We start from the raw sequence: 19,972 nt of genomic DNA on the forward strand, positions 1-19,972 counted from the left end.
GGTTTTAGATGACTAGGAATTATTCCTAGTCAGGGGTGAGTTCTTTGCAAATCTGTGGGCAACTTAACAATTATGTGGGTGCCGTTGCGCTGTTCGAGCAGCCATTCGCCGCCCAAGGCGCGCACTCGCTCCTCAATACCGCGCAGGCCAAACCCTTCTTTGACGGGATGAGCAAAACCCTTGCCGTTGTCGCTGACTTCCAGCACCAGCATTGGGTGCTGCTCGGTCAGGCAGATGCGCACCTGCGTGGCCTCGGCGTGTTTGCTGATGTTGTTGAGCAGCTCCTGCACCAGCCGATAGAGCGTGAAGGTTAGGGTTTCGTCGCGAGGCAGCTCCGGCAGCCGATAGTCGAGGTGAAAGTCGATACCCTGTTCGGAGAAGGCGAACTCGTTGGCCAGATGATGCAGGGCTTTATCCAGCGACATCTCGTCCAGCACCGGCGGGCGCAGCTGGCGCAGCAGCTGGCGGGTGGTGTGGTGAATGCGCTGCGACAGCTCGCCAATCTGTTTCGCCGCGCTGTGGGTGGCCGGGCCGTGCGGGCTTCTGTCCACCAGCATGGCCTGAATCTGAATGGCAGTGATGTTCTGGCCGATCTCATCATGCAGTTCGCGGGCAATCTCTTTGCGCACCGCCTCTTCGGTATGCACCAGCCGCTCGGTGAGCTGGCGGCGGGTGTCCAGCTCCTGTTCTAGCTGCAAACGGTAGCGATTAAGATGCGACGCCAGCTGCTGCTGGCGGCTGATGGCTATTCCCAAGCCAATGCCGAGCAGCGCCTGGGTGGAGAGGAACAGCTCCAGCTCGAGCAAATCGTGAAACGCGCCGCTCATCTGCCGGGTGACGGTGATCATCAGGCTGCCAAGCACCGCCGCCAGCACGCCCCCCTGCCAGCCGAAGGCGTAGGCCATCACCACGTTGGGCAGAAACACCAAAATGATCAGCAGCCGCTCGACCTCCGGGGCCAGACTCATTTGCAGGCAGACGGCGAGGGCGAAGAACAACGAGCACCAAATCAGCAGCGAGGTGCGCAGCGGCGGGTCGGGGATCTCTTGTGCCAGCAGGTTTTGTAGATGCTGCTGTTTGAGGTATTCGTAAATCAGATAGATAAAGGGCGTCAGCAAAATCCCGCCGGTGAAGGAGGCCAGCAGGGTTTGGCTCAGCGTCGCGCTCAGCCATAAACCCGGCACCGCCATCTGCAACAGGCTATTGCCCGCCACTGCCCCGAGTAGCAGCAACAGCCGCTGCCAATAGAGGGTAAAGCGCCGCCACAGATGCTGCACCAGCGCGGCGGGGATTAAGCTGAGCAGGGGTGACAGCAGCATGATCCAATGAGTTTGCAGCTGTTCGCTGTGCAGCCAAACGCCAATGGCCACCTCTGAGAGCAGCATGGCGGGCCAGTAGCGCCGCGACAGTAGCGTCATCAGCGCCAGTCGCAAGCCCTGCGGCAGCAACAACATCGCCTGCTGGCCGTTTTGGGTCAGATAGAAGCTGATCGACCAGAGCGCCAGCCAGCACAGGCTGTAGAAAATCGCCAGAAAAAGGGTGAGACCGAGCTTTCTCATTAGGCAAGCAGGCTGTGCTGAATGGCGAAATGCACCAGTTCGATGGTGGTGTCGCACTGGAGTTTGCCGAGGATGTTGGCGCGGTGAACGTGCACGGTTTTGTGGCTTAGCTCCAGCTGTTCGGCTATCGCCTTGACGCTCAGGCCGTTAACCAGCAGGTCGAAAATCTCGCGCTCGCGGGGCGTGAGGGATTGCAGCGCCTTGGGCGTTTGCTGACTTTGACGCAGCGCCAGCAGGGCGTCGGAGCACAGATAGCGGCCACCGGCGTGGACGGTGCGCACCGCTTGCACCAGCTCCTCTGGCCCGCAGCGCTTGGTCAGATAGCCACTGGCCCCGGCGTCCAGCGCGCTTTGCACGAAGGCGGTGGTGTCGTAAATGCTCAAAATAATGGCGCGGAAATTGGGCCGCTGCTGGCGCAGGCGGCTCAGCAGGCTTAGCCCGCTCTCATCCGGCATGGCGATGTCCATCACCGCCACGTCAATGTTCATCTTCAGTAGCGACGACCAGGCGTTAGCCGCCGACGCGTACTGGCCGACAATTTTGATGTCAGATTCCAGCCCCAGCAACTGAGCAAAGCCGGAGCGCACCACCACGTGGTCATCAATTAGGGCAACGTTAATCATCTGGAGTAACTGAATGTAAATGGAATTTACATAATGGTCATGAATGCTTGCCGCTGGCAACTGGCAGATGTGGAAATGCAGGGTGGGTAACGGAATTTGATTTAAGAATTCCCTCACCTGCTTTCGCGGGCAAGGGTTAGGCAGATATATGGATGATATCGATGTCAGGGGCGGCGTGGTTTAAAGCCTTAGCCACTTTCAGCGTCAGCTTGCTGGCTCCCTGGAAATTCAGATGAAAGCCATCGCGAAAGTCGTCGTGATCAAAGTCAGGGTGATCGTATAAATCGATAAACTGATGGCGAGTAGAAAGCACGCTGCTTGCCAATAGCTGGCGAGTGGTCTGGCATATTTCAGCGCTAAAAGTCTGACGATACTCCAGCGGCATGGGGCAGATAACCAGCAGTACACTTTTGCGATGTTTCTCCGCTAGGGACAGCATGTCGGTTAATACCTGACGGTTGGCTTGCAGCGAAGCGCTATATTTTGCGTAGCGTGAGTGAAGGGTGGCGCGATCTATAGCGTTTGCTACCGAGAGATGCCGTGGCCGAGTTTCGGTGCTGATTAAATCCGTATGCTGGTCTTTTATTACCTGTTCAATCAGCGCGGGAGAGTGTTCTTGGCGGCTAATGGCTGGTTGAGGCGGGTTAAAATAGCGCGTCATCATGCGATAGATATCGCTGGCGAGTTGATTGGTTTCCTGACTTAGGTCGCGGTAAAAATCGTGCACGCCGACGGTGATGATGTATTGGCGAATGGACGGCATCTCGACTGTTTGCTGCACCAATCTAAAGGAATGGTTGAGGTCGAGGCAGGGCAAAGACAAGTTCAAACTCTGTGGTAACAGAAAGTCGGGTATTCCCCAAAAGGCATAGGATGATCCGGCGATCAGCGTGCTCACTGTGCCATCGTGAAATAATTGCTGATATTTTTCTTCAAGCCATATTCGGCGAGAGAGATTCTCGCTTACCTCGAGCCGGAAAAACAGCCCCACGGTGGGGAAGTAGCCCACCAAAGCAGTCAGCAGCGGTTGCAGATCTTTGCCGGTAAGCCGCTGTTCAAACGCATGGCAGAGTTCATCTATAAACAGCACGGTTTGCGGGCGATTTTCCAGCAGTGCCGCGTGCTGACACATAAGGTCGCGCAGTGCCTCCACGGCGCGGATATCCCGATAGATATTCAATTCCTGAGCCAGCGTTTCCAACTGGTGCAGGAAGGAGCTCACTTGCTGATTCATATTACGCGCCGTGGTTGAGAGTGACCTTATAATAAAGCGGCGCGCGGGAAGCCTGATTTAAACCACAGCGATAATATTTTTAAGCCGACAGCACTCTAACCGGGTTTCCCGCTAAGAATGATTCGATATTTTCGACCGCTTCGCTGAAATAGATGCGGTAATTGTCGTCTGAGACATAGCCAATATGCGGCGTCGCCAGCACGTTGGGCAGCGAGCGGAAAGGGTGGTCGGCGGGGAGTGGCTCGACGTCAAACACGTCCAGTCCCGCGCCGCCGATTTTGCCCTGTTGCAGTGCGGCAATCAGCGCCGATTGCTCAACAATGGCGGCGCGCGAGGTGTTGATCAGCAGGGCGGAAGGTTTCATCAGCGCCAGATCGGCGGCATCCACTAGCCCCCGGCTGCGATCGCTGAGCACCAGATGAATCGATACCACGTCGCTGGTGGCCAATAGGGCTTCTTTGCTGGCCGCCAGCTCCACGCTGTGTTTAGCCGCGTGCTCGGCGGTGAGGTTTTGGCTCCAGGCCACCACTTTCATGCCAAAGGCGTGGCCTATCTTGGCCATCTGCTGGCCAATTTTACCCAGTCCAATTAGGCCCAGACGCTTGCCGCTGAGGCCCAGTCCGACGGTGCTCTGCCACGTGCCTTTGTCGCGCAGGGCGTTATTTTCGGTGACCAGATGGCGGGCCAAACCGAGGATCAGCCCCCAGGTCAGCTCCGTCGGCGCGCTGCCGCCGCTGCCAGTGCCGCAAACCGTGACGCCGTGCAGTTTCGCCGCCTCAAGATCAACGGAGGCATTGCGCATCCCTGAGGTGATCAGCAATTTTAACTTCGGCAGGCGGGCAAACAGCTGCGCGGTAAAAGGCGTGCGTTCGCGCATGATGACCACAATTTCGGCGTCGGCGAGGGTTTTGACCAGCGTTTCTTCATCAGCAATGTGCTGGTTAATCACTTGGGTATCGACTTTATCGTCCAGCGAAGACCAATCGGCGTAGGTGAGGGCAACGTTTTGGTAATCATCAAGAATGGCACAGCGAATTTTGGCGGACATCGGACGATCCTTAGCGGAAAAGATTCATTAGCGAGTAAAGGATATATAACACCCCACCCAAATAATTCCAGCCAACATCTAAGGATGGGCACAAAAATGCCGGTTATTACAGGCAATGCTTCCCTCAGAGAGGAAGTTGCGGTAAAGAATGAAGCGAAAACAGAGTTAACACTTATATCAATAAATAATAGTAATAATTAATGGGGAGAGGAGTCAGGAATGACGGTCTGGCAATGTTATTTACAGGGTTGGAAGCGCTACGTTGATTTTAGTGGTCGCTCAACCAGAAAAGAGTTTTGGGTATTCTTGCTCGGCAGCATGCTGATTTCCGTGCTGTTGGGCTTCTCGGTTGCCATCATTACCACGCTGGTGGGGGTGACGAACGCCATCTTCTACGGCAGCCTGGCGCAGTGGATATTTTTGCTGGCGGTGATTGTGCCGATTATGGCCGTTGGCATCCGTCGCATGCATGACATCAACCGTTCCGGCTGGTGGTTCGGTATGCTTTATCTGATCCAACTGGCACTGCGGCTGATTAATACTATCTTGCAGCACTTCGCCTCGCCGCAGGTGTATGTCTACGCCAAGCTGACGCTGGGCACGCTGGCGTGGATCCCACTGATTTATGTCCTGTATTTGTGCTGCAAGAAAACTGCAGCGCCGCTGGCGGAACCCGCGTTGGTCACGCCATAAATCGCGTTTTTGCAAAAGCGAAGGGGCCAGATTTGGCCCCTTTTTATGTGCTGATTGCCTCCATTAGCTTGGCGTTGGAATACCAAACTGTTTGAGGGTGGGGTCAACGTTGTGGTCGAAGGTTTTCTGATCTTTGTGCTTTTTCACCGCGTCAATAATGGCTTTGATCCCGAAACCTAAGCCCATCGCCGCGTCGACGATCCAGCCGACCGGCCCGGCGGCTGCACCCAGCGCCTCGGCAGCGGCGGCACCGGCTGCTTCACCTGCGACCGTGCCAGCCACGCGACCGGCCACGCTGCCTGCGATACGGCCCAGCCCCACGGAAGCATCTTTGCCCAAGGCTTCGGCGGCGGTGTTAAAGCCGAGTTTGCCCAGCTCCGAGCTGCCTTTGATGCCGTCATAAATGGTTTTCGCCGCGCCTGCTTTATCGCCCGATTTCAACTGCTCAGACACCGACGCCAGACCCGCGACGCTCATGATCCCGCTGCCACTGAGTGAGGCTCTTTTCGCCATGCTCAGCCCCATCTCGCTGGTTTGCTTCTCTACCCCTTCGCGCAGCTGCGAGTACATCTCTTTGCCGGTCATCTTGGTCAAATCGCTATCTTTCGGCAGGGTGCCGGCGTCCTTCAGCGTGTTGAGGAAGCTCATGCCTTTGCTGGTGGTGCTCAGCGCTTTCATAGTGGCTTCGGCGTAGCCATCTTCCGAGGCTGCCGTCACGCTGTCTGGGATAGCATCTTCATAGGCGGCTTTCTTCTGATCGACACTCGCCAGTACGTCTTTGGCATCGGCCTTGCTGTTATTTTTCAGACCACTTTCTACCGCCTGACCTTGGGTAAAGTTCTGCTCGTAGGAGGTCTGAATTTGCTGTTTGAGGTCAGGGCGGCTGTTGATCACCTGCGCGGTGGTGGGCAGGTTCGCCCCTTTGCCCTGAAGGTCGCCCTGCAATTGCAGCTCTGAATTGAGGCTGTTAATGGCGTCGCTGTAATCCACCGGCTGCTGGTCTTCCGGCTTCTTACCGGCATTGGCCTTGGCGGCGGCGTCGCGCGCGGCCTGCATATCTTGGTCCATGGTTTTGCCTGAAATCAGATCCTGATAGCTTTGATTCACCGCTTTGCTTAGACCGGGGTCATTGCCAATCATCATCTTTTCCTGCCCAGGCACGGCCTGCGCCATAAACTTCTGCACGTCCGGGTCGCTCTGCAATTGCGCGATATCGTCTTGCAGCGCCTGCGAGGTTTTGTCGGTTTTACGCAGCGAGCTGCCGCCATCGACTTGGCCCTGCGTCTGTTGCAGCTTGACTAACACCGCCGCTTTCTGCGCACCGCTGTAGTTTTGTGGGTTCTGGAACACGTCGGGCCCGAGATTGCTGATATCCACGTTTGCCACGGCGTTGCGGGTCGCCGCGTCATTCATCATGCTGGCGAACTCGCCGCTGTTGGTCGGCGCCTGCTTGGCGATCCAGTTGTCGATATTGCTGCCGCTGATTTTCTGATCCGGGTTGTGCAGCGCCAAATCTTTACCTTCTAACCCGCCCTGATCCAGCATGTATAAGAAGCCGGGCTGGGAGAAGGTTTTGGCCGCTTGCTGCAGAGCAGGGGACAAGCCCGGATTATTTTGCTGAATGGCCTTCAGCGAGTCGGCGGTGATGTAGGAATCAACCTTGCCGTTGGAGTCTAGCGAGGCGCATTTCACCAGAGGTTCGCTGGCGCGCAGCGTCGCCGCTGAGGTTACCATCTGCAAGGACTGCGGATCGGCATTAGGGTGAGCCTTCTGGTAATCCGTGACGTCTTTGACCGCCGCGTCGCGGGCTTTGTCCATATTATTGGCGAAGGCGGCATAGTCACCGTTGGTGGTTTTGCCATCAGGCTTGCCGCCGTGCTTGCCGACGTCAGTGGCGGTTTTCAGCGCCGGGTTGGCGTCGATAAAGGCTTTGGCATGAGCGGCGTCAGGGCCACCCGCCGCCGCCATCTTGGCCGCCGCTGCCGGGCGGTTCATCTCTTTCTCAGCTTGCAATTGCTGGTCTGGCGGCAGGTTCGCCACCAGCGGGGCATACTTTTTTAACTCCTCGGGAGAAGAGTATTTCGAGTTATCGATAAAGTCAGCGTCGGCCGAAGAGGCAGTAGAACTGGCTGCAGCGCTAGCCGAACTGGCGGAGGTGGCTGAAGTTGCCGAAGTAGCCGAAGTTGGGCTTGCGCTCTGCGGCGCATTCACACCCGAGCTGGCGGGCGTTGGGGTGCCAGTCGGTGCAGATGGAGTGCCTGAAGCCGCGCCGTTTTGCGCGTCACTCATTTTTCGCAATAAACCGGCAATCATTGATGCCAGCTCGTTGATAATGTCGCCCGGATCATTGGCGGCCGCCGCGCTGTTGGCCTGATTATTGGTCTGACCGTACTGAATCGACAGATTTGAACCCGAACTTGCCCGGTTCAAGGTGCTGGCAGGCGGCTGGGTTCCAAAAGATGTTTCATCAGCCGACGAAGAAATTGAGCCATTGAAGGCCGGACCAGATTGGGAAGGCAGTACGCGCATTTTAACTCACCTCAATTAGCTTCCTAAGCTAAGTGAGTGGTGAAAATGGCGGAGGAGTTCCGTCACCTAGCACTGCTTCAAAAATTATCGCTATAATCGCAGAAATTATTTAACGAGTTTAGAAACGAAAATGACAAAACTGACCTTACAAGAGCAACTGCTAAAAGCCGGATTAGTGACCAGCAAAAAGGTGGCTAAAGTTCAGAGAACGGCTAAAAAGTCACGGGTTCAGGCGCGTGAGGCAAGAGAAGCGGTGGAAGAAAATAAAAAAACGCAGCTTGAGCGTGATAAACAGTTAAATGAACAACACAAACAGGCTGTGTTATCTAAAGAACATAAAGCTCAGGTTAAACAACTGATTGAAATGAATAGAATTGATATTGCAAAAGGCGATATTGGTTTTAACTTCACCGATAATAATCTTATCAAAAAAATAATGGTGGATAAGGTCACTCAGGCCCAGTTGATTAGCGGGCGTCTCGCCATTGCTCGTTGGGTTACCGATAACGCGAGTGAGAGTCAGTACGCCATTATTCCTGCAAGCGTCGCTGATAAAATTGCCCAGCGAGACGCGGGCAGCATTGCTTTAAACAGCGCGCTCAGTCAGGAAGAGCAGGATGAAGAAGATCCGTATGCTGACTTTAAAGTGCCCGACGATTTGATGTGGTGATCAAGGGTTGCGTATGGAGGTTGTGGCTTAGAAAGGACTAGCATGACGGGCTTCGATTTTCACCCCGCTGATGGGATGCACAAAATGCAGCTCGCTGGCGTGCAGCATCAGGCGAGGTGTCTGTTCAGTCCCCGGCAGCAGCAGGCCGCCATACAAATCACAGCCTAAAATGGGGTGGCCCAGTAGCTGACAGTGAATGCGCAACTGGTGCGTGCGCCCGGTTTCTGGCGTCAGCTCCACCCGCGTCAAGGGCAGCAATGCGCCGTTTTCTAACTCACGGTAGAAGCGTTCAATCACCCGATAGCCGGAGCGCGCGGGCTTGCCGTGAATGCCGCAAATTGACATCAGCGGGAACAGCGCCGGGTCTTTGGCAATGGGCGCATCAATCACCCCTTCATCTTCATCCAGATGCCCGCAGAGCAGGGCGCTGTAGATTTTCGTCACGCTGCGCTGACTGAACTGCTGGCAAAGTGCGGCATTGATTGGCTTATTGCGGGCGATCACCATCAGGCCAGAAGTACCGAAATCGAGGCGATGAACCAGAGTACAGCCGGGGAAGCTCTGCACCAGTCGATGATGGACCGAATCGAGATTGAGCGGATTTTTACCCGACAGGCTCAGCAGCCCGGCAGGCTTATTGATCAGCAGCAGATGCTCGTCCTGATAGAGCGTCTCGATCTCGTCGTGGCACGGCGGGGCGATAAAGGTATCGATAATCGTAGACATCAGGCTTTCCGCAGGAAGAGGGGGGCGGATGATAACCAATTTTGAGCCAACTGACGAATCAGTCGGCGAAAACACCAAAGCAAAACGCCCGCTTAAGTTTCCTTAAGCGGGCGTCTCTAATATGGCTCCTCTGACTGGACTCGAACCAGTGACATACGGATTAACAGTCCGCCGTTCTACCGACTGAACTACAGAGGAATCGTTGGAACGGGGCGAATAATAGCGACTGCCCGCAGGCATGTCAAAGGGTTAACGAAAAATAGATGTTGTTTGGTGAGTCTTTGGTCAGGTTGTTGATTTTTATAGCGTGGTAATTTGGAATACGCCTCGCATGGCGTGAAAACAAACCCTTTCTCATCCCCTCCTTTGGCTTATTTTAGTGCTTTGTTAATCTCTGAATATAGATTATAGTCTATAAAAGGTGGCGCCATGTGGACGGTACTAACCACGGATTTGTTTGATCAATGGTTTGATCAGCAAAATGATGGAACTCAGGAGAAAGTTCTTGCGGGTTTATTAGCTCTTCGTCGAGGAGGGCCGCAGCTCGGAAGGCCGTTGGTCGATACTGTTTGTGGCTCGGGTTACCCGCACTTGAAGGAGTTGCGGATACAGCACAAAGGGGAGCCACTTCGTGCTTTCTTTGCTTTTGATCCTTTCCGCCAGGCCATTGTTCTGTGCGCGGGGAGCAAAAAGGGCAAGGAAAAGCAGTTCTACAAACGGATGCTTCACATTGCCGATCAGGCGTATCTGAGGCATCTACGGGAAGAATAAGGAGCATTAAAATGGCGAAAAATTTACAAGACTTACTGGCTGCGCGCAGCAGTGAAAGCCAAAAGCGCATCTCCGAGGCGGCTGATGAAATGCTGCTTGAGGTGAAGCTCTACGCCCTGCGCGAACAGTTGGCGATGTCGCAGGCGGCGGTAGCAAAGGCGATGGGAATTAGCCAGCCTTCGGTAGTGGCGATTGAGCAGCGCGGCAATGATATCAAGCTGTCGACCATGAAACGTTATGTTGAAGCGATGGGCGGGAAACTGCGTATTGATGTCGAGCTGCCTGACGGCAAACATACAAGCTTTGTGGTGTGAGCAGAAAGAAAAAACCGGCTGCTAAATCGGACGGGTGGACCGAATAACAGCCGGTGATCATCAAAATTGATGAGCTAAGGAGAAACTGAGGTCGTCAGTTACCTTTTAATGCAGCTTCTGTGCCAGTTTTGGTGAGTCGACGATTTTTAAGTAATGCATTGAGCAAGATAGCGCCGAAGGTCGCCGTGCCGATACCGCCCAGCGTGAAGCCGCCGAGCGTCAGCGAGAAGTTGCCCGCGCCCAGCACCAGCGTTACCGCGACCATAATCAGGTTGCCGTTCTCATTAAGATCAACCTTGTTCTGCAACCAGATTCGTGCCCCTGAAACCGCAATTAAACCAAAGACCACGATGGACGCCCCGCCGAGCACCGGGCCGGGAATGGTGTGGATCACTGCACCAAATTTGGGAGAGAAGCCCAAAACTATGGCAACGGCGGCGGCGGCAACAAAAATCAGCGTGGAATAAATTTTAGTGACCGCCATGACGCCAATGTTTTCTGCATAAGTGGTCACGCCGCTGCTGCCGACCGCGCCGGAGAGCATGGTTGCCAATCCGTCGCCGACAAAGGCGCGACCCATGTACGGGTCGAGATTTTTTCCGGTCATGCCCGCCACGGCCTTGATGTGTCCGAGGTTCTCGGCCACCAGGATCACCGCGACCGGCGCGATCAGCAGCATGGCGTGAGCGCTAAACGTTGGGGTAGTAATGGTTGGCAGGCCAAACCACGCGGCTTGCGAGATGATGCTGAAATCGACCGGTTTGCCTAACCCCAGGCCGTTAGTGACGACTACGTAAATAGCGTAGGCGGCGACCAGCCCCAGCAAGAGCAACAGCTTTTGCACCAGCCCACGCGTAAATACCGCCACGGCGCCGATGCACAGCACGGTGACCACCGCCATCCAGCTGTCGAATGAAGAGGCGGACACGCTGTGAATGGCGATGGGTGCCAGATTCAGGCCGATCGCCATGACCACGGCGCCCGTGACCACCGGCGGCATCAGCTTTTCAATCCAGCGCGTCCCGACTGCCATCACCACAAAACCTATCAGCATATACACAGCGCCACAGGCGATAATGCCGCCGAGGGCTAAGGCGATATTCGGGTTGGCGCCTTGCCCGCTGTAGCCCGTCACGGCAATCACCAGCCCGACAAAAGAGGCGCTGGAGCCAAGGTAGCTAGGCACTCGCCCACCAACCACCAGAAAGAATAGCAGGGTGCCAATCCCTGACATTAGGATGGCCATGTTGGCGTCAAATCCCATCAGCAGCGGCATGAGCACCGTCGCGCCAAACATGGCTACCGTGTGCTGTATGCCCATCACCATCGTCTGCCCTAAGGGCAGACGCTCATCCGGCGCGACAACGGCGCCATCCAGATTGCCCTGCCGTAAACGCCATTTTGGAAACCAGGAATTCGCCATATTGTGCTCCGCAGTGAGAAAACATCACGAGTAAAGGTGAAAACAGCCTGCTTTGGCAGGCGCGTTAGGGCTCATTAAGAACCTGAATTTGCCGCGCGCATTAAGGAGTGATAGCGGCGGTCGAAATAGGCCAGTCCGTGGCTTTCATCGTTGCGCACCAGCGCCACGGCTTCGCAGATCAGAATGTCGTGAGTGCCGACGCTGGTGATTTGGGTGATGTTGCAGTCGAATGAGACCAGCGCGCCGCTCAAAATGGGCGAGCCGGTGGCCAGCGTTGACCACTCGGCGGCTTCGAATCGCTGTTCCATCGTCGTTTTACCGCCAAACAGGTTGGATAGCGACTCATGGTTATGAGCCAGCGTGTTGACGCACAGCACGTGGTTCTGTTTGAACATCGGGTAGACCGAGGCCGAGCGATTCAGGCACACCAGCAGGGTCGGCGGGGTGTCGGTCACGCTGCACACCGCCGAGGCGGTAAATCCGGCGCGTCCCGCCGGGCCATCTGTCGTGATGATGTTCACCGCCGTGCCGAGCCGCGCCATAGCATCGCGAAAATCCTGCTTTTCCACCGGCAGGGTCGGGTGATGTGGGGTTGCCGTTTGCATCAGGTTTCTCCCTTTTCAGACCAGCCTACAGGCGCGCTTAAAGTCAAGGCGCGGCAGACGGGCGTAGACTTTGCTGCTGTCGCCATAGCCGATGTTTATCAGGAAGTTGGACTTCCAGCCCAGCTCTGACAGAAATTCGGCATCCACTTTAGTAGGGTCAAAGCCGGACATCGGCCCGGTGTCTAAACCCAGCGAACGGCAGGCCATGATCAGGTAAGCCGCCTGCAAGCTGCTGTTACGAAATGCCGTCTCATGGGCCAGTTCCGGGCTGGAGGTAAACCACGAACGGGCGTCGCCGTGAGGAAATAGCTCGGGAAGCGCCTCGTAAAACTCGGGGTCCCAGCCGACAATGGCGGTCACCGGCGCGGACATAGTTTTAGCCAGATTGCCGCTGGAAAGCGCCGGAGCCAGCTTCTCCTTAGCCTCTTGACTGCGCACAAACACAATGCGCGCCGGGCTACAGTTGGCCGAGGTTGGCCCCATGCGCGCCAGCTCGTAAACCTGCTGGAGCAGTTCATCGCTAACCGGCTTTTCCAGCCAGCCGTTATGGGTGCGGGCTTCGGTGAATAGGGTTGCCAGCGCGCTGGCGGTTAATGCTTCGGCCATGGGATCTCCGTCGGGTTAAGGCTTGAAATGGGGTTCTGGTTTTGCAGGCCGTGGGTCTGCAACCATGCCAATAAAAGGGCGTTAAAGGTGTCACTGTCGGTCACGCTCATGGCATGACCGCCGTAATTCATCTGCTGATGCTCGCCGTGGGGCAGGGCCTGCGCCAGCGAAACCGACTGGTGCCAAGGCACTAGCAGGTCGTCTTTACTGCTTAGAGCCAGCACAGGCGCGATAACCTGACTGAGCGAATCGGTCAGGTCAGAGGTCATCAGCGCTTCTAACCGCCGCAGCAGGTTTTCCATCCCCTGAAAATGCGCAACCTGATGCTGCCTCTCCTGCTCAAGCAAATCGCGATGAGCAGAAAGCCAATCGGCAGGATAAAGAAACAGCGGTTGGGCCTGCACATAGGCATCTACACCGCTGTTTAATAACAAGTTTTGGCGCACTTCGAAGCAGCGGCGAGTTTGTGAATCAAGCCTGGCCCAGCCGTTAACCACCACCAGACTTTGCAGCCGGGAAGGGTAGCGCAGAGCCAAATGCAGCCCAATAATTCCCCCCAGCGCGTGTCCGACAATATGACAACGGTCGATGTGCAGTTCATTCAGCAGCCCCGCCAGCTCGTCGGCCATATCTTCCATTCTGTAACCCGCAGGCACCTCGCCCTGACTAACGCCGGTGCCCTGCTGGTCATACAGCACCACGCGAAAGTGCTCTGCTAACATCGCCAGCTGTGGCTGCCAAAAGCCGTGCACGCCGCCCAGCCCCGATGACAGCACAACGGTATCCACCGACGGAGAGTCTTTACCCAATACTTTGTAATACATGGTTAATCTCCTAGGTGAACTTGGGTTTATCACTTGCCGATATGGGCGATTGAGGCGATTTCTATCAGTGCGTCCGGCTTAACCAGTCCACACTGAATGCAGAAGCGCGCGGGTTTTTCGCCGGGGAAGTATTCGGCATACACCTGATTTACGGCGCCATAATTGGCCCAGTCGGTAATGAAAATGGAGTTCATGGTGACGTCATCCATGGTGCCGCCCGCCGTTTCAATCACCTTTTTGATGATTTCTAGCACGTGGCGAGTTTGCGCAGCGGCATCGCCGATATGCACCACATTGTTGTCTTTATCAAAGGGCAGGGTTCCCGAGACGTAAACCACGCCGTCGGCCAAGGTGCCCGGAACAAATGGGGCCAGCGGAACGCCGCTGCCTGCTGGAATAATCGCGCTTTTAGGCATTATTTTTCCTCAATTTATTATCAGGCTGATTTACTCAGCGGCTGCTCGCTATAACCCACGGCATCGCAGAAGCTGTTGACGTTGGACACCCAGCCGAAGAAGGTTTCAATGTTGTAAATCGCGGCTTTTTGCGCGAAGTCCGGCCCGGCCTGATGAGTCGCGTCTTCTAGCACTACGCCGAAATATTCGAGGAAGAAGCCGTCGCGCAGGGTGGATTCCACGCAAACGTTAGTGGCAATGCCGGTAAACACCAGATGATGAATGCCGTAGCTGCGCAACAGGCTGTCGAGCTGGGTGTTGAAGAAGCCGCTGTAGCGCGGTTTCGGCAGCACGATGTCACCCGGCTGTGGCTGAAGTTGGTCCACTAAGTCGTAGTCCCAGTCGCCTTTTGCCAGCAGTTTTCCCATCAATTCCGGACGTTTTCGCATGGTCTTGAGTGCATTGGACTTGTGATAATTTGGCGAGCCGCTGCCGCCCGCTTCGACATACTGATTGTCCCAGCCGTTTTGGAAGAAAATGACTTTGATGCCCGCCGAGCGCGCCGCGGCAATCGCCCGCTGGATGTTTTTAATCACCGGGCCGGTGGCCGACACGTCAAAGCCCGCCAAATCCAGATAGCCGCCCTGTGAGGCGTAGGCGTTTTGCATATCCACCACGATCAGCGCGGCCTGCTGCGGGGTAAACGCAATAGTTTCCGGGCGAGCTTTTAATAGCGTTTCTTGGCCGCTGCTTTTTGTATCGCGGCGAACAACGTTGTCAGCTTTCGATTGATCAAACACGGTCATCAGGCCACCTCTTTCTGTTCAATGTTGTGAGTCAGCACGTCCTGACGGGTTTTCATCAGCGGTTGGATGTACTGGCCGAAGTTTTCAATGCCGTTTACGAAGTTGTCGAAGGTCAGCAGGATGCCCTCAGTGCCGGGTACGGTCGCGATTTCATCCAGCATTTTGGCGACGTTGGCATAGGAGCCGACCAGCGTGCCCATGTTGATATTCACCGCCGAGGTTGGGTCGGCCATCTGGCGCACATTGGTGTCGCTGCCTGACTTGGTGTCTTTGCTGCTCTGGTCGGTGAGCCACGCCAGCGCGTCGGCGTCGGCCCCGGATTTGTACAGTTCCCACTTGGCGCGGGCGGCGGCGTCGGTTTCATCGGCGATGATCATGAATAAGACATAAGAGGCAACGTCGCGCTGCTCGGCGTCTGCCGCGGTTTTCATCCGCGCGGCGGTCGGGGCGAAGGCGGTGGGCGTGTTGACGCCTTTGCCGAAGCAGAAGTTGAAATCGGCATGTTTGGCAGAGAAGGCCATGCCCGCATCACTCTGCCCGGCGCAGATCACTTTCATCTCGGCCTGCGGGCGTGGGCTGACGCGGCAGTCATCCATCTTGAAGAACTCGCCGTCTAAGTCACAGTGGCCGGTGCCCCACAGGTCGCGCAGCACGGTGACGTATTCGGTCAGGTAGTCGTAGCGGCGGCTGAAGTAGTCGTCGCCCGGCCACATGCCCATTTGCTCATATTCCGGTTTCTGCCAGCCGGTGACCACGTTGACGCCAAAACGGCCGTTGGAGATGGAGTCAATGGTCGCGGCCATGCGGGCCACGATGGCCGGTGGCATCACTAATGTGGCGGCGGTAGCATAGAGTTTAATGCGGGAAGTCACCGCGGCGAGGCCCGCCATCAGGGTGAACGACTCCATATTGTGTTCCCAGAACTCGGTTTTGCCGCCGAAGCCGCGCAGCTTGATCATCGATAGCGCGAAGTCGAAGTTGTAGTGTTCGGCTTTTTGCACAATGGTTTTATTCAGCTCAAAAGTAGGCTGGTACTGCGGCGCAGTAGAGGAAATCAACCAGCCGTTGTTGCCGATAGGAATAAAGACACCGATTTTCATAGCTCACCTCAATTTCGTTAATCTTAACAATGGCTTGCCTGAGTCATTTGGACGGCAGACAGCGCTGTGTGAAAACGTATTGACGAGGAAGCTATTGCAAAGCCAATGCCAGTTTTTAAATCGGCTTATTTTTCAGTCGGTTGAAAAATACGCAGCATGTTTTCTGGAGTAATTGGTCTAATTCGGACCATTTGGTAAAAATTAACTGCACGCAAAACAGGCAGAGGTGGGCAAAAATGGTGCGGTTTTGTTAAAAAATTACCTCTTTGTGGTTAATTGCAGAAATGCTCACGGGGTAAGGGATTGACGATAGTCGCAGTGAAAGTCATTTGTTATGCTCGGAATATTGCAGAAAGCGGGGCGGGGAGTGGTCGTGAGTCAGCAGATTGAACATCAGAAGAAAGCGCCGACCCGGCGTTCAAAAGCCGTCGCGGCAAAACGCAGCACCATTATGGCCGCCGCGCTGGAGTTTTTCTCGTTGTACGGCATCCACGGTACCAGTCTGGATCAGGTCGCCGAGCGCGCCGATGTGTCCAAAACCAACCTGCTGTATTACTTCCCATCAAAAGAGGATTTGTATATCGCCGTGCTGCGCGGGCTGTTGGACGTGTGGGTCGCGCCGCTGATTGCCCTGCGCGCCGAGCAGCATCCGCTATCTGCCATCAGCGAGTATATCCGCCTCAAGCTTTGCGTCTCCCGCGACCACCCACAAGCCTCGCGGCTGTTCTGTCTGGAGATGGTGCAGGGCGCACCGTTGTTGAAACAGGAGTTGGGCGGCAGTCTCAAGACGCTGGTGGAGGATAAGTCCGACGTCATTCGCGGCTGGATAAAGCAGGAGTTGATAGCCCCCATCGAGCCTCTGCATTTGATATTCATGCTTTGGGCGACCACCCAGCATTACGCGGATTTCAGCGTGCAAGTCGAAGCCATCAGCGGCAAAACCCTCAACGATGAGGCGTTCTTTGAACAAACAGTTCAGGGGATTCAAAGAATCATCATAGGGGGGATTCGGGTTTGAAAACCCTTTGAAACGTTTTGTGGTTTTGTCTTGCTCCTCCCCCTCCTGAAAAGGGAAGGAGCAAAACCAAAACATCTAAAAGACAAAGTGTTGAGTTAAATAATTCAGACCTTTCGATTTCTCGTCCGGATCCAATATCCCACCGCCAACACCACAAACCACAGCGGCGTCACCATCAGGGCCTGGCGGGTATCATCCTGCAAGGTTAACAGCACCAGCACGCAGGCGAAGAACGCCATACAGACCCAGCACATCAACTTGCCTAACGGCATTTTGTAGATGGATTTCTCATGCAACTGCGGGCGCTGGCGGCGATATACCAGATATGAGCAGAGGATGATGGTCCAAACGAACATAAACAAAATGGCCGAAACCGTTGTCACCAGCGTGAATACCGTCACCACGTCTGGGATCAGATAAATCAGCACCACGCCGCCCAGCAGGCAGATACAGGAGAAGGTCAGGCCGTTTGACGGCACCGCGCGGGAGGACAATTTACCAAAGGCTTTCGGCGCATTGCCTTCCTGCGCCAGACCGAACAACATGCGGCTGGTGGAGAACACGCCGCTGTTGGCGGAAGAGGCCGCCGAGGTCAGCACCACGAAGTTAATAATGCTGGCGGCAGCGGGCAAACCGGCAATCACGAACAGCTCGACGAACGGGCTCTTATCCGGCACTACGGAGTTCCACGGCGTGACTGACATAATCATAATCAACGAGAAAACGTAGAACATGATGATGCGCAGCGGGATGGCATTGATGGCCCGCGGCAGAGACTTCTCCGGATCTTTGGTTTCGGCGGCGGTTGTCCCGACTAATTCAATGCCGACAAAGGCGAAAATCGCTATCTGGAAGCCAGCAAAGAAGCCGCTAATGCCGTGGGGGAAGAAGCCACCGTCATTCCACAGGTTACTGAACGAGGCAACCGAGCCGGTTGGCGTCTCAAAGTGAGTCAATACCATCACCAGGCCGGTGATAATTAAGCCGACGATGGCGACGATTTTAATCATCGCGAACCAGAACTCCATCTCACCAAACATTTTAACGGTGGCGAGGTTCAGGCTCAGCAAGAGTAAAACGCAGAGTAAAGAGGCTATCCACTGCGACAAGCCGGGGAACCAGAATTGTGCATAAGCAGTAATGGCCACCACGTCGGCGATGCCGGTGACTACCCAGCAGAACCAGTAGGTCCAGCCCGTAAAGTAGCCCGCCCACGGACCCAGCAGGTCAGCGGCGAAGTCGCTGAAGGATTTATATTCAAGGTTAGAAAGCAGCAGTTCGCCCATCGCACGCATTACGAAAAACAGCATAAAGCCGATGATCATATAAACGAAGATGATGGATGGACCCGCCAGGCTGATGGTTTTCCCCGACCCCATGAACAGGCCGGTACCAATAGCGCCACCGATAGCAATAAGCTGGATATGCCGGTTACTGAGGTTGCGCCGTAGGTTATCGGCGCCTTCCTCTTCCTGCTTACTGAGGATTTTAGACTCGTCTTGCATACTGTATTGATTCCTGTTTTTTCGCCCAAATAGCGCTGAACGTCGCGCTATATCGCGCTTATTCTCATTTTATGAGCTCTGAATGGCTCTTTTTTGTACTCCCCAGTGATGGTTGCTGAGAAGTGCTGTAATACTAATGTTAAAACGTAGCTTATTATAACCAACATGAAAAATAAGGATGAAATAAACGTATAGTATTTTTTACATGAATGATAAATGTCCGTTAATTAAACAATCCAAAATCAGACAGACGCGAATAATACGCGTTTTGCCCGTGATGGTAATCACAAATATTTATGAGAATGACTGCAAGGTGGATACCAATATGTTAACTAATACAAGTTCTGGTCAGTAATTAATCAGGTGGTTGCGCTCTAAATAACACTAGCGCAAGGGTATTTGAGAAATTAGCCTCTGATTTCAATACCCATAATGCGCTATCTATATTTAATTCATTTTTATTGGATTTTTTATAGAGTATATGATTTCATTTTCTCTGTGATGTTTTTTCCCAATGAAATGAAGTATGTTTCGATGTAGTGGAAGGACATAATTGAAATGCAGCATATGAACAGCCACGAAATAGTCGAAGCGACAAGAACCCACATTGGTTTTTCAAAAAGATCAAACCGCAACAATATTTTATTCATCATAAACCATGCAATTGGGTGCAGAAGATAAATGCTGAAACTAGCATCACCTAACCTTCTAAAACCCGCGCTGGTAAGTAGGCCAAAAAAATTACCGCCCACACAAATCATGAAAAAGAAGAGTGCGTATATAATCAATGCTGTAAGCGTGTAAGGAGTATTATAACAACCAAAAATTATACTTGCTACAAAGGCAATTATAGTCAATACGTTCAACGATAATGTAGGTTTAAACGCTAATTTATTACTGATAGTTCTCACCAGCCCACCAAAGGCAAATGAAGAGATAAATAATGATGTTGAATAATCATATTTGCTATAAATATAATAACAGATAAAAAGTATAGCAATCATTAGACTTAATGATTCTTTTTTAATGTTAATTATAAACAATACAGGTAAGGAGAAATACAACATCCACTCCCAATAGAGCGTCCAGGTTACCCCACCGGAAATTGTAAATGAATGAATGAATCCAAATAAATCTGGACGTTGATTGAGTACTGCGGCATCAAACCAATTTAAAAAATTATCGTTATAAACAAAATGTCCGCTTCTAACTTGCAGCAATATTGCGATCCCAATACACAGTACCGAAGATAAGGAAAGCATTGGAACTAGTCTGAAAAATCTTTTTATGTAGAATTTTAACCAATCTGTTTTTTGGTCACATAAAGTGACAAATAATGATCCTGAAATCATAAAGAAAATGATCACCCCAAATTGTCCTGCAAAAGTATCAAAAATGTTATCTGGGACTTTCCATTGTCCAGTTATGGTGTAATTTCTACCAACAATGAAATGATGCAATGCCACAAAGGATGCTAATAGATATCTTAAACCATCAATGTTCTGCATTCTGGTTTCTTTGAT

At 53.7% G+C, this 19,972-nt stretch carries 20 protein-coding genes and 1 tRNA gene; 5 read left to right on the plus strand and 16 right to left on the minus strand.

The features are described 5' to 3' along the window. Positions 1-29 precede the first annotated feature (29 nt). From SBO83_RS01980 to SBO83_RS01995, 4 genes are all read right to left on the minus strand, one after another. Positions 30-1,559 (minus strand): MASE1 domain-containing sensor histidine kinase, encoded by a 1,530-nt coding sequence (locus SBO83_RS01980; protein WP_396130291.1) that lies wholly within the window; start codon positions 1,557-1,559, stop codon positions 30-32. Beyond that, on the minus strand, positions 1,559-2,182 hold the full coding sequence (locus SBO83_RS01985; protein WP_353503995.1) for a response regulator transcription factor: 624 nt from the start codon (positions 2,180-2,182) through the stop codon (positions 1,559-1,561). The genes SBO83_RS01980 and SBO83_RS01985 overlap by 1 nt, the downstream gene beginning before the upstream one ends. A 136-nt stretch (positions 2,183-2,318) precedes the next feature. Continuing rightward, positions 2,319-3,416: a hypothetical protein gene (locus SBO83_RS01990; RefSeq protein ID WP_396130292.1), complete on the minus strand. Its 1,098-nt coding sequence runs from the start codon at positions 3,414-3,416 to the stop codon at positions 2,319-2,321. Between the two features lie 79 nt (positions 3,417-3,495). Next, on the minus strand, positions 3,496-4,464 hold the full coding sequence (locus SBO83_RS01995) for a D-2-hydroxyacid dehydrogenase family protein (protein WP_396130293.1): 969 nt from the start codon (positions 4,462-4,464) through the stop codon (positions 3,496-3,498). Positions 4,465-4,683: 219 nt separating this feature from the next. Between SBO83_RS01995 and SBO83_RS02000 the strand changes: the two genes are divergently transcribed. Beyond that, positions 4,684-5,157, plus strand: coding sequence for a DUF805 domain-containing protein (locus tag SBO83_RS02000; protein WP_353502609.1), 474 nt, complete (start codon positions 4,684-4,686; stop codon positions 5,155-5,157). A 63-nt stretch (positions 5,158-5,220) separates the two neighbouring features. Here the strand turns inward: SBO83_RS02000 and SBO83_RS02005 are convergent, their stop codons facing one another. Then, a complete protein-coding gene (locus SBO83_RS02005; protein ID WP_396130294.1) occupies positions 5,221-7,686 on the minus strand; it encodes a type III effector HrpK domain-containing protein in 2,466 nt (821 codons plus the stop codon). 130 nt (positions 7,687-7,816) lie between these two features. On the opposite strand from SBO83_RS02005, the gene SBO83_RS02010 reads away from it, so the two are divergent. Continuing rightward, the gene (locus SBO83_RS02010; protein ID WP_396130295.1) at positions 7,817-8,356 is read left to right on the plus strand and encodes a DUF2058 domain-containing protein; all 540 of its coding nucleotides are present in this window, start codon (positions 7,817-7,819) and stop codon (positions 8,354-8,356) included. Between the two features lie 27 nt (positions 8,357-8,383). Here SBO83_RS02010 and SBO83_RS02015 read toward each other — a convergent pair whose 3' ends face one another. Continuing rightward, positions 8,384-9,082 carry a pseudouridine synthase gene (locus SBO83_RS02015; RefSeq protein WP_396130296.1) on the minus strand — a complete coding sequence of 233 codons (699 nt, stop codon included), beginning with the start codon at positions 9,080-9,082 and terminating at the stop codon, positions 8,384-8,386. Between the two features lie 122 nt (positions 9,083-9,204). Beyond that, positions 9,205-9,280, minus strand: a tRNA-Asn gene (locus SBO83_RS02020). Positions 9,281-9,511: 231 nt separating this feature from the next. Between SBO83_RS02020 and SBO83_RS02025 the strand changes: the two genes are divergently transcribed. Beyond that, the gene (locus SBO83_RS02025; RefSeq protein WP_353502603.1) at positions 9,512-9,853 is read left to right on the plus strand and encodes a type II toxin-antitoxin system RelE/ParE family toxin; all 342 of its coding nucleotides are present in this window, start codon (positions 9,512-9,514) and stop codon (positions 9,851-9,853) included. A gap of 11 nt (positions 9,854-9,864) precedes the next feature. Then, positions 9,865-10,167, plus strand: a complete 303-nt coding sequence (locus SBO83_RS02030; RefSeq protein WP_034791537.1) for a helix-turn-helix domain-containing protein — start codon at positions 9,865-9,867, stop codon at positions 10,165-10,167. Between the two features lie 94 nt (positions 10,168-10,261). Here the strand turns inward: SBO83_RS02030 and rutG are convergent, their stop codons facing one another. From rutG to rutA, 7 genes are all read right to left on the minus strand, one after another. Then, positions 10,262-11,590: a pyrimidine utilization transport protein G gene (gene rutG / locus SBO83_RS02035; RefSeq protein ID WP_396130297.1), complete on the minus strand. Its 1,329-nt coding sequence runs from the start codon at positions 11,588-11,590 to the stop codon at positions 10,262-10,264. A 74-nt stretch (positions 11,591-11,664) separates the two neighbouring features. Further along, complete coding sequence (rutF, locus tag SBO83_RS02040) at positions 11,665-12,195, minus strand: NADH-dependent FMN reductase RutF (protein WP_396130298.1); 531 nt, start codon at positions 12,193-12,195, stop codon at positions 11,665-11,667. A 15-nt stretch (positions 12,196-12,210) separates the two neighbouring features. Further along, entirely contained in the window at positions 12,211-12,801 is a 591-nt protein-coding gene (locus SBO83_RS02045; RefSeq protein ID WP_396130299.1) for a malonic semialdehyde reductase, read from the minus strand. Beyond that, on the minus strand, positions 12,786-13,625 hold the full coding sequence (gene rutD, locus SBO83_RS02050) for a pyrimidine utilization protein D (RefSeq protein WP_396130300.1): 840 nt from the start codon (positions 13,623-13,625) through the stop codon (positions 12,786-12,788). Before rutD ends, SBO83_RS02045 begins: the two co-directional genes overlap by 16 nt. 29 nt (positions 13,626-13,654) lie before the next feature. Beyond that, positions 13,655-14,041 carry a pyrimidine utilization protein C gene (gene rutC, locus SBO83_RS02055; protein WP_353502598.1) on the minus strand — a complete coding sequence of 129 codons (387 nt, stop codon included), beginning with the start codon at positions 14,039-14,041 and terminating at the stop codon, positions 13,655-13,657. A gap of 20 nt (positions 14,042-14,061) precedes the next feature. Next, entirely contained in the window at positions 14,062-14,826 is a 765-nt protein-coding gene (rutB, locus tag SBO83_RS02060) for a pyrimidine utilization protein B (protein ID WP_396130301.1), read from the minus strand. Then, the gene (gene rutA, locus SBO83_RS02065; protein WP_396130302.1) at positions 14,826-15,926 is read right to left on the minus strand and encodes a pyrimidine utilization protein A; all 1,101 of its coding nucleotides are present in this window, start codon (positions 15,924-15,926) and stop codon (positions 14,826-14,828) included. Before rutA ends, rutB begins: the two co-directional genes overlap by 1 nt. 373 nt (positions 15,927-16,299) lie before the next feature. Between rutA and rutR the strand changes: the two genes are divergently transcribed. Then, entirely contained in the window at positions 16,300-16,944 is a 645-nt protein-coding gene (gene rutR, locus SBO83_RS02070) for an HTH-type transcriptional regulator RutR (RefSeq protein WP_396130303.1), read from the plus strand. A 104-nt stretch (positions 16,945-17,048) separates the two neighbouring features. Here the strand turns inward: rutR and cycA are convergent, their stop codons facing one another. Together cycA and SBO83_RS02080 are read right to left on the minus strand one after the other, a co-directional pair. Beyond that, entirely contained in the window at positions 17,049-18,449 is a 1,401-nt protein-coding gene (gene cycA / locus SBO83_RS02075) for a D-serine/D-alanine/glycine transporter (RefSeq protein WP_396130304.1), read from the minus strand. Positions 18,450-18,919: 470 nt separating this feature from the next. Beyond that, on the minus strand, positions 18,920-19,957 hold the full coding sequence (locus SBO83_RS02080; RefSeq protein WP_396130305.1) for an acyltransferase family protein: 1,038 nt from the start codon (positions 19,955-19,957) through the stop codon (positions 18,920-18,922). Positions 19,958-19,972 lie beyond the last annotated feature (15 nt).

Origin of the sequence: Ewingella allii (assembly GCF_044430645.1) — a bacterium.
GTDB classification, from domain to species: Bacteria; Pseudomonadota; Gammaproteobacteria; order Enterobacterales; family Enterobacteriaceae; genus Ewingella; species Ewingella allii.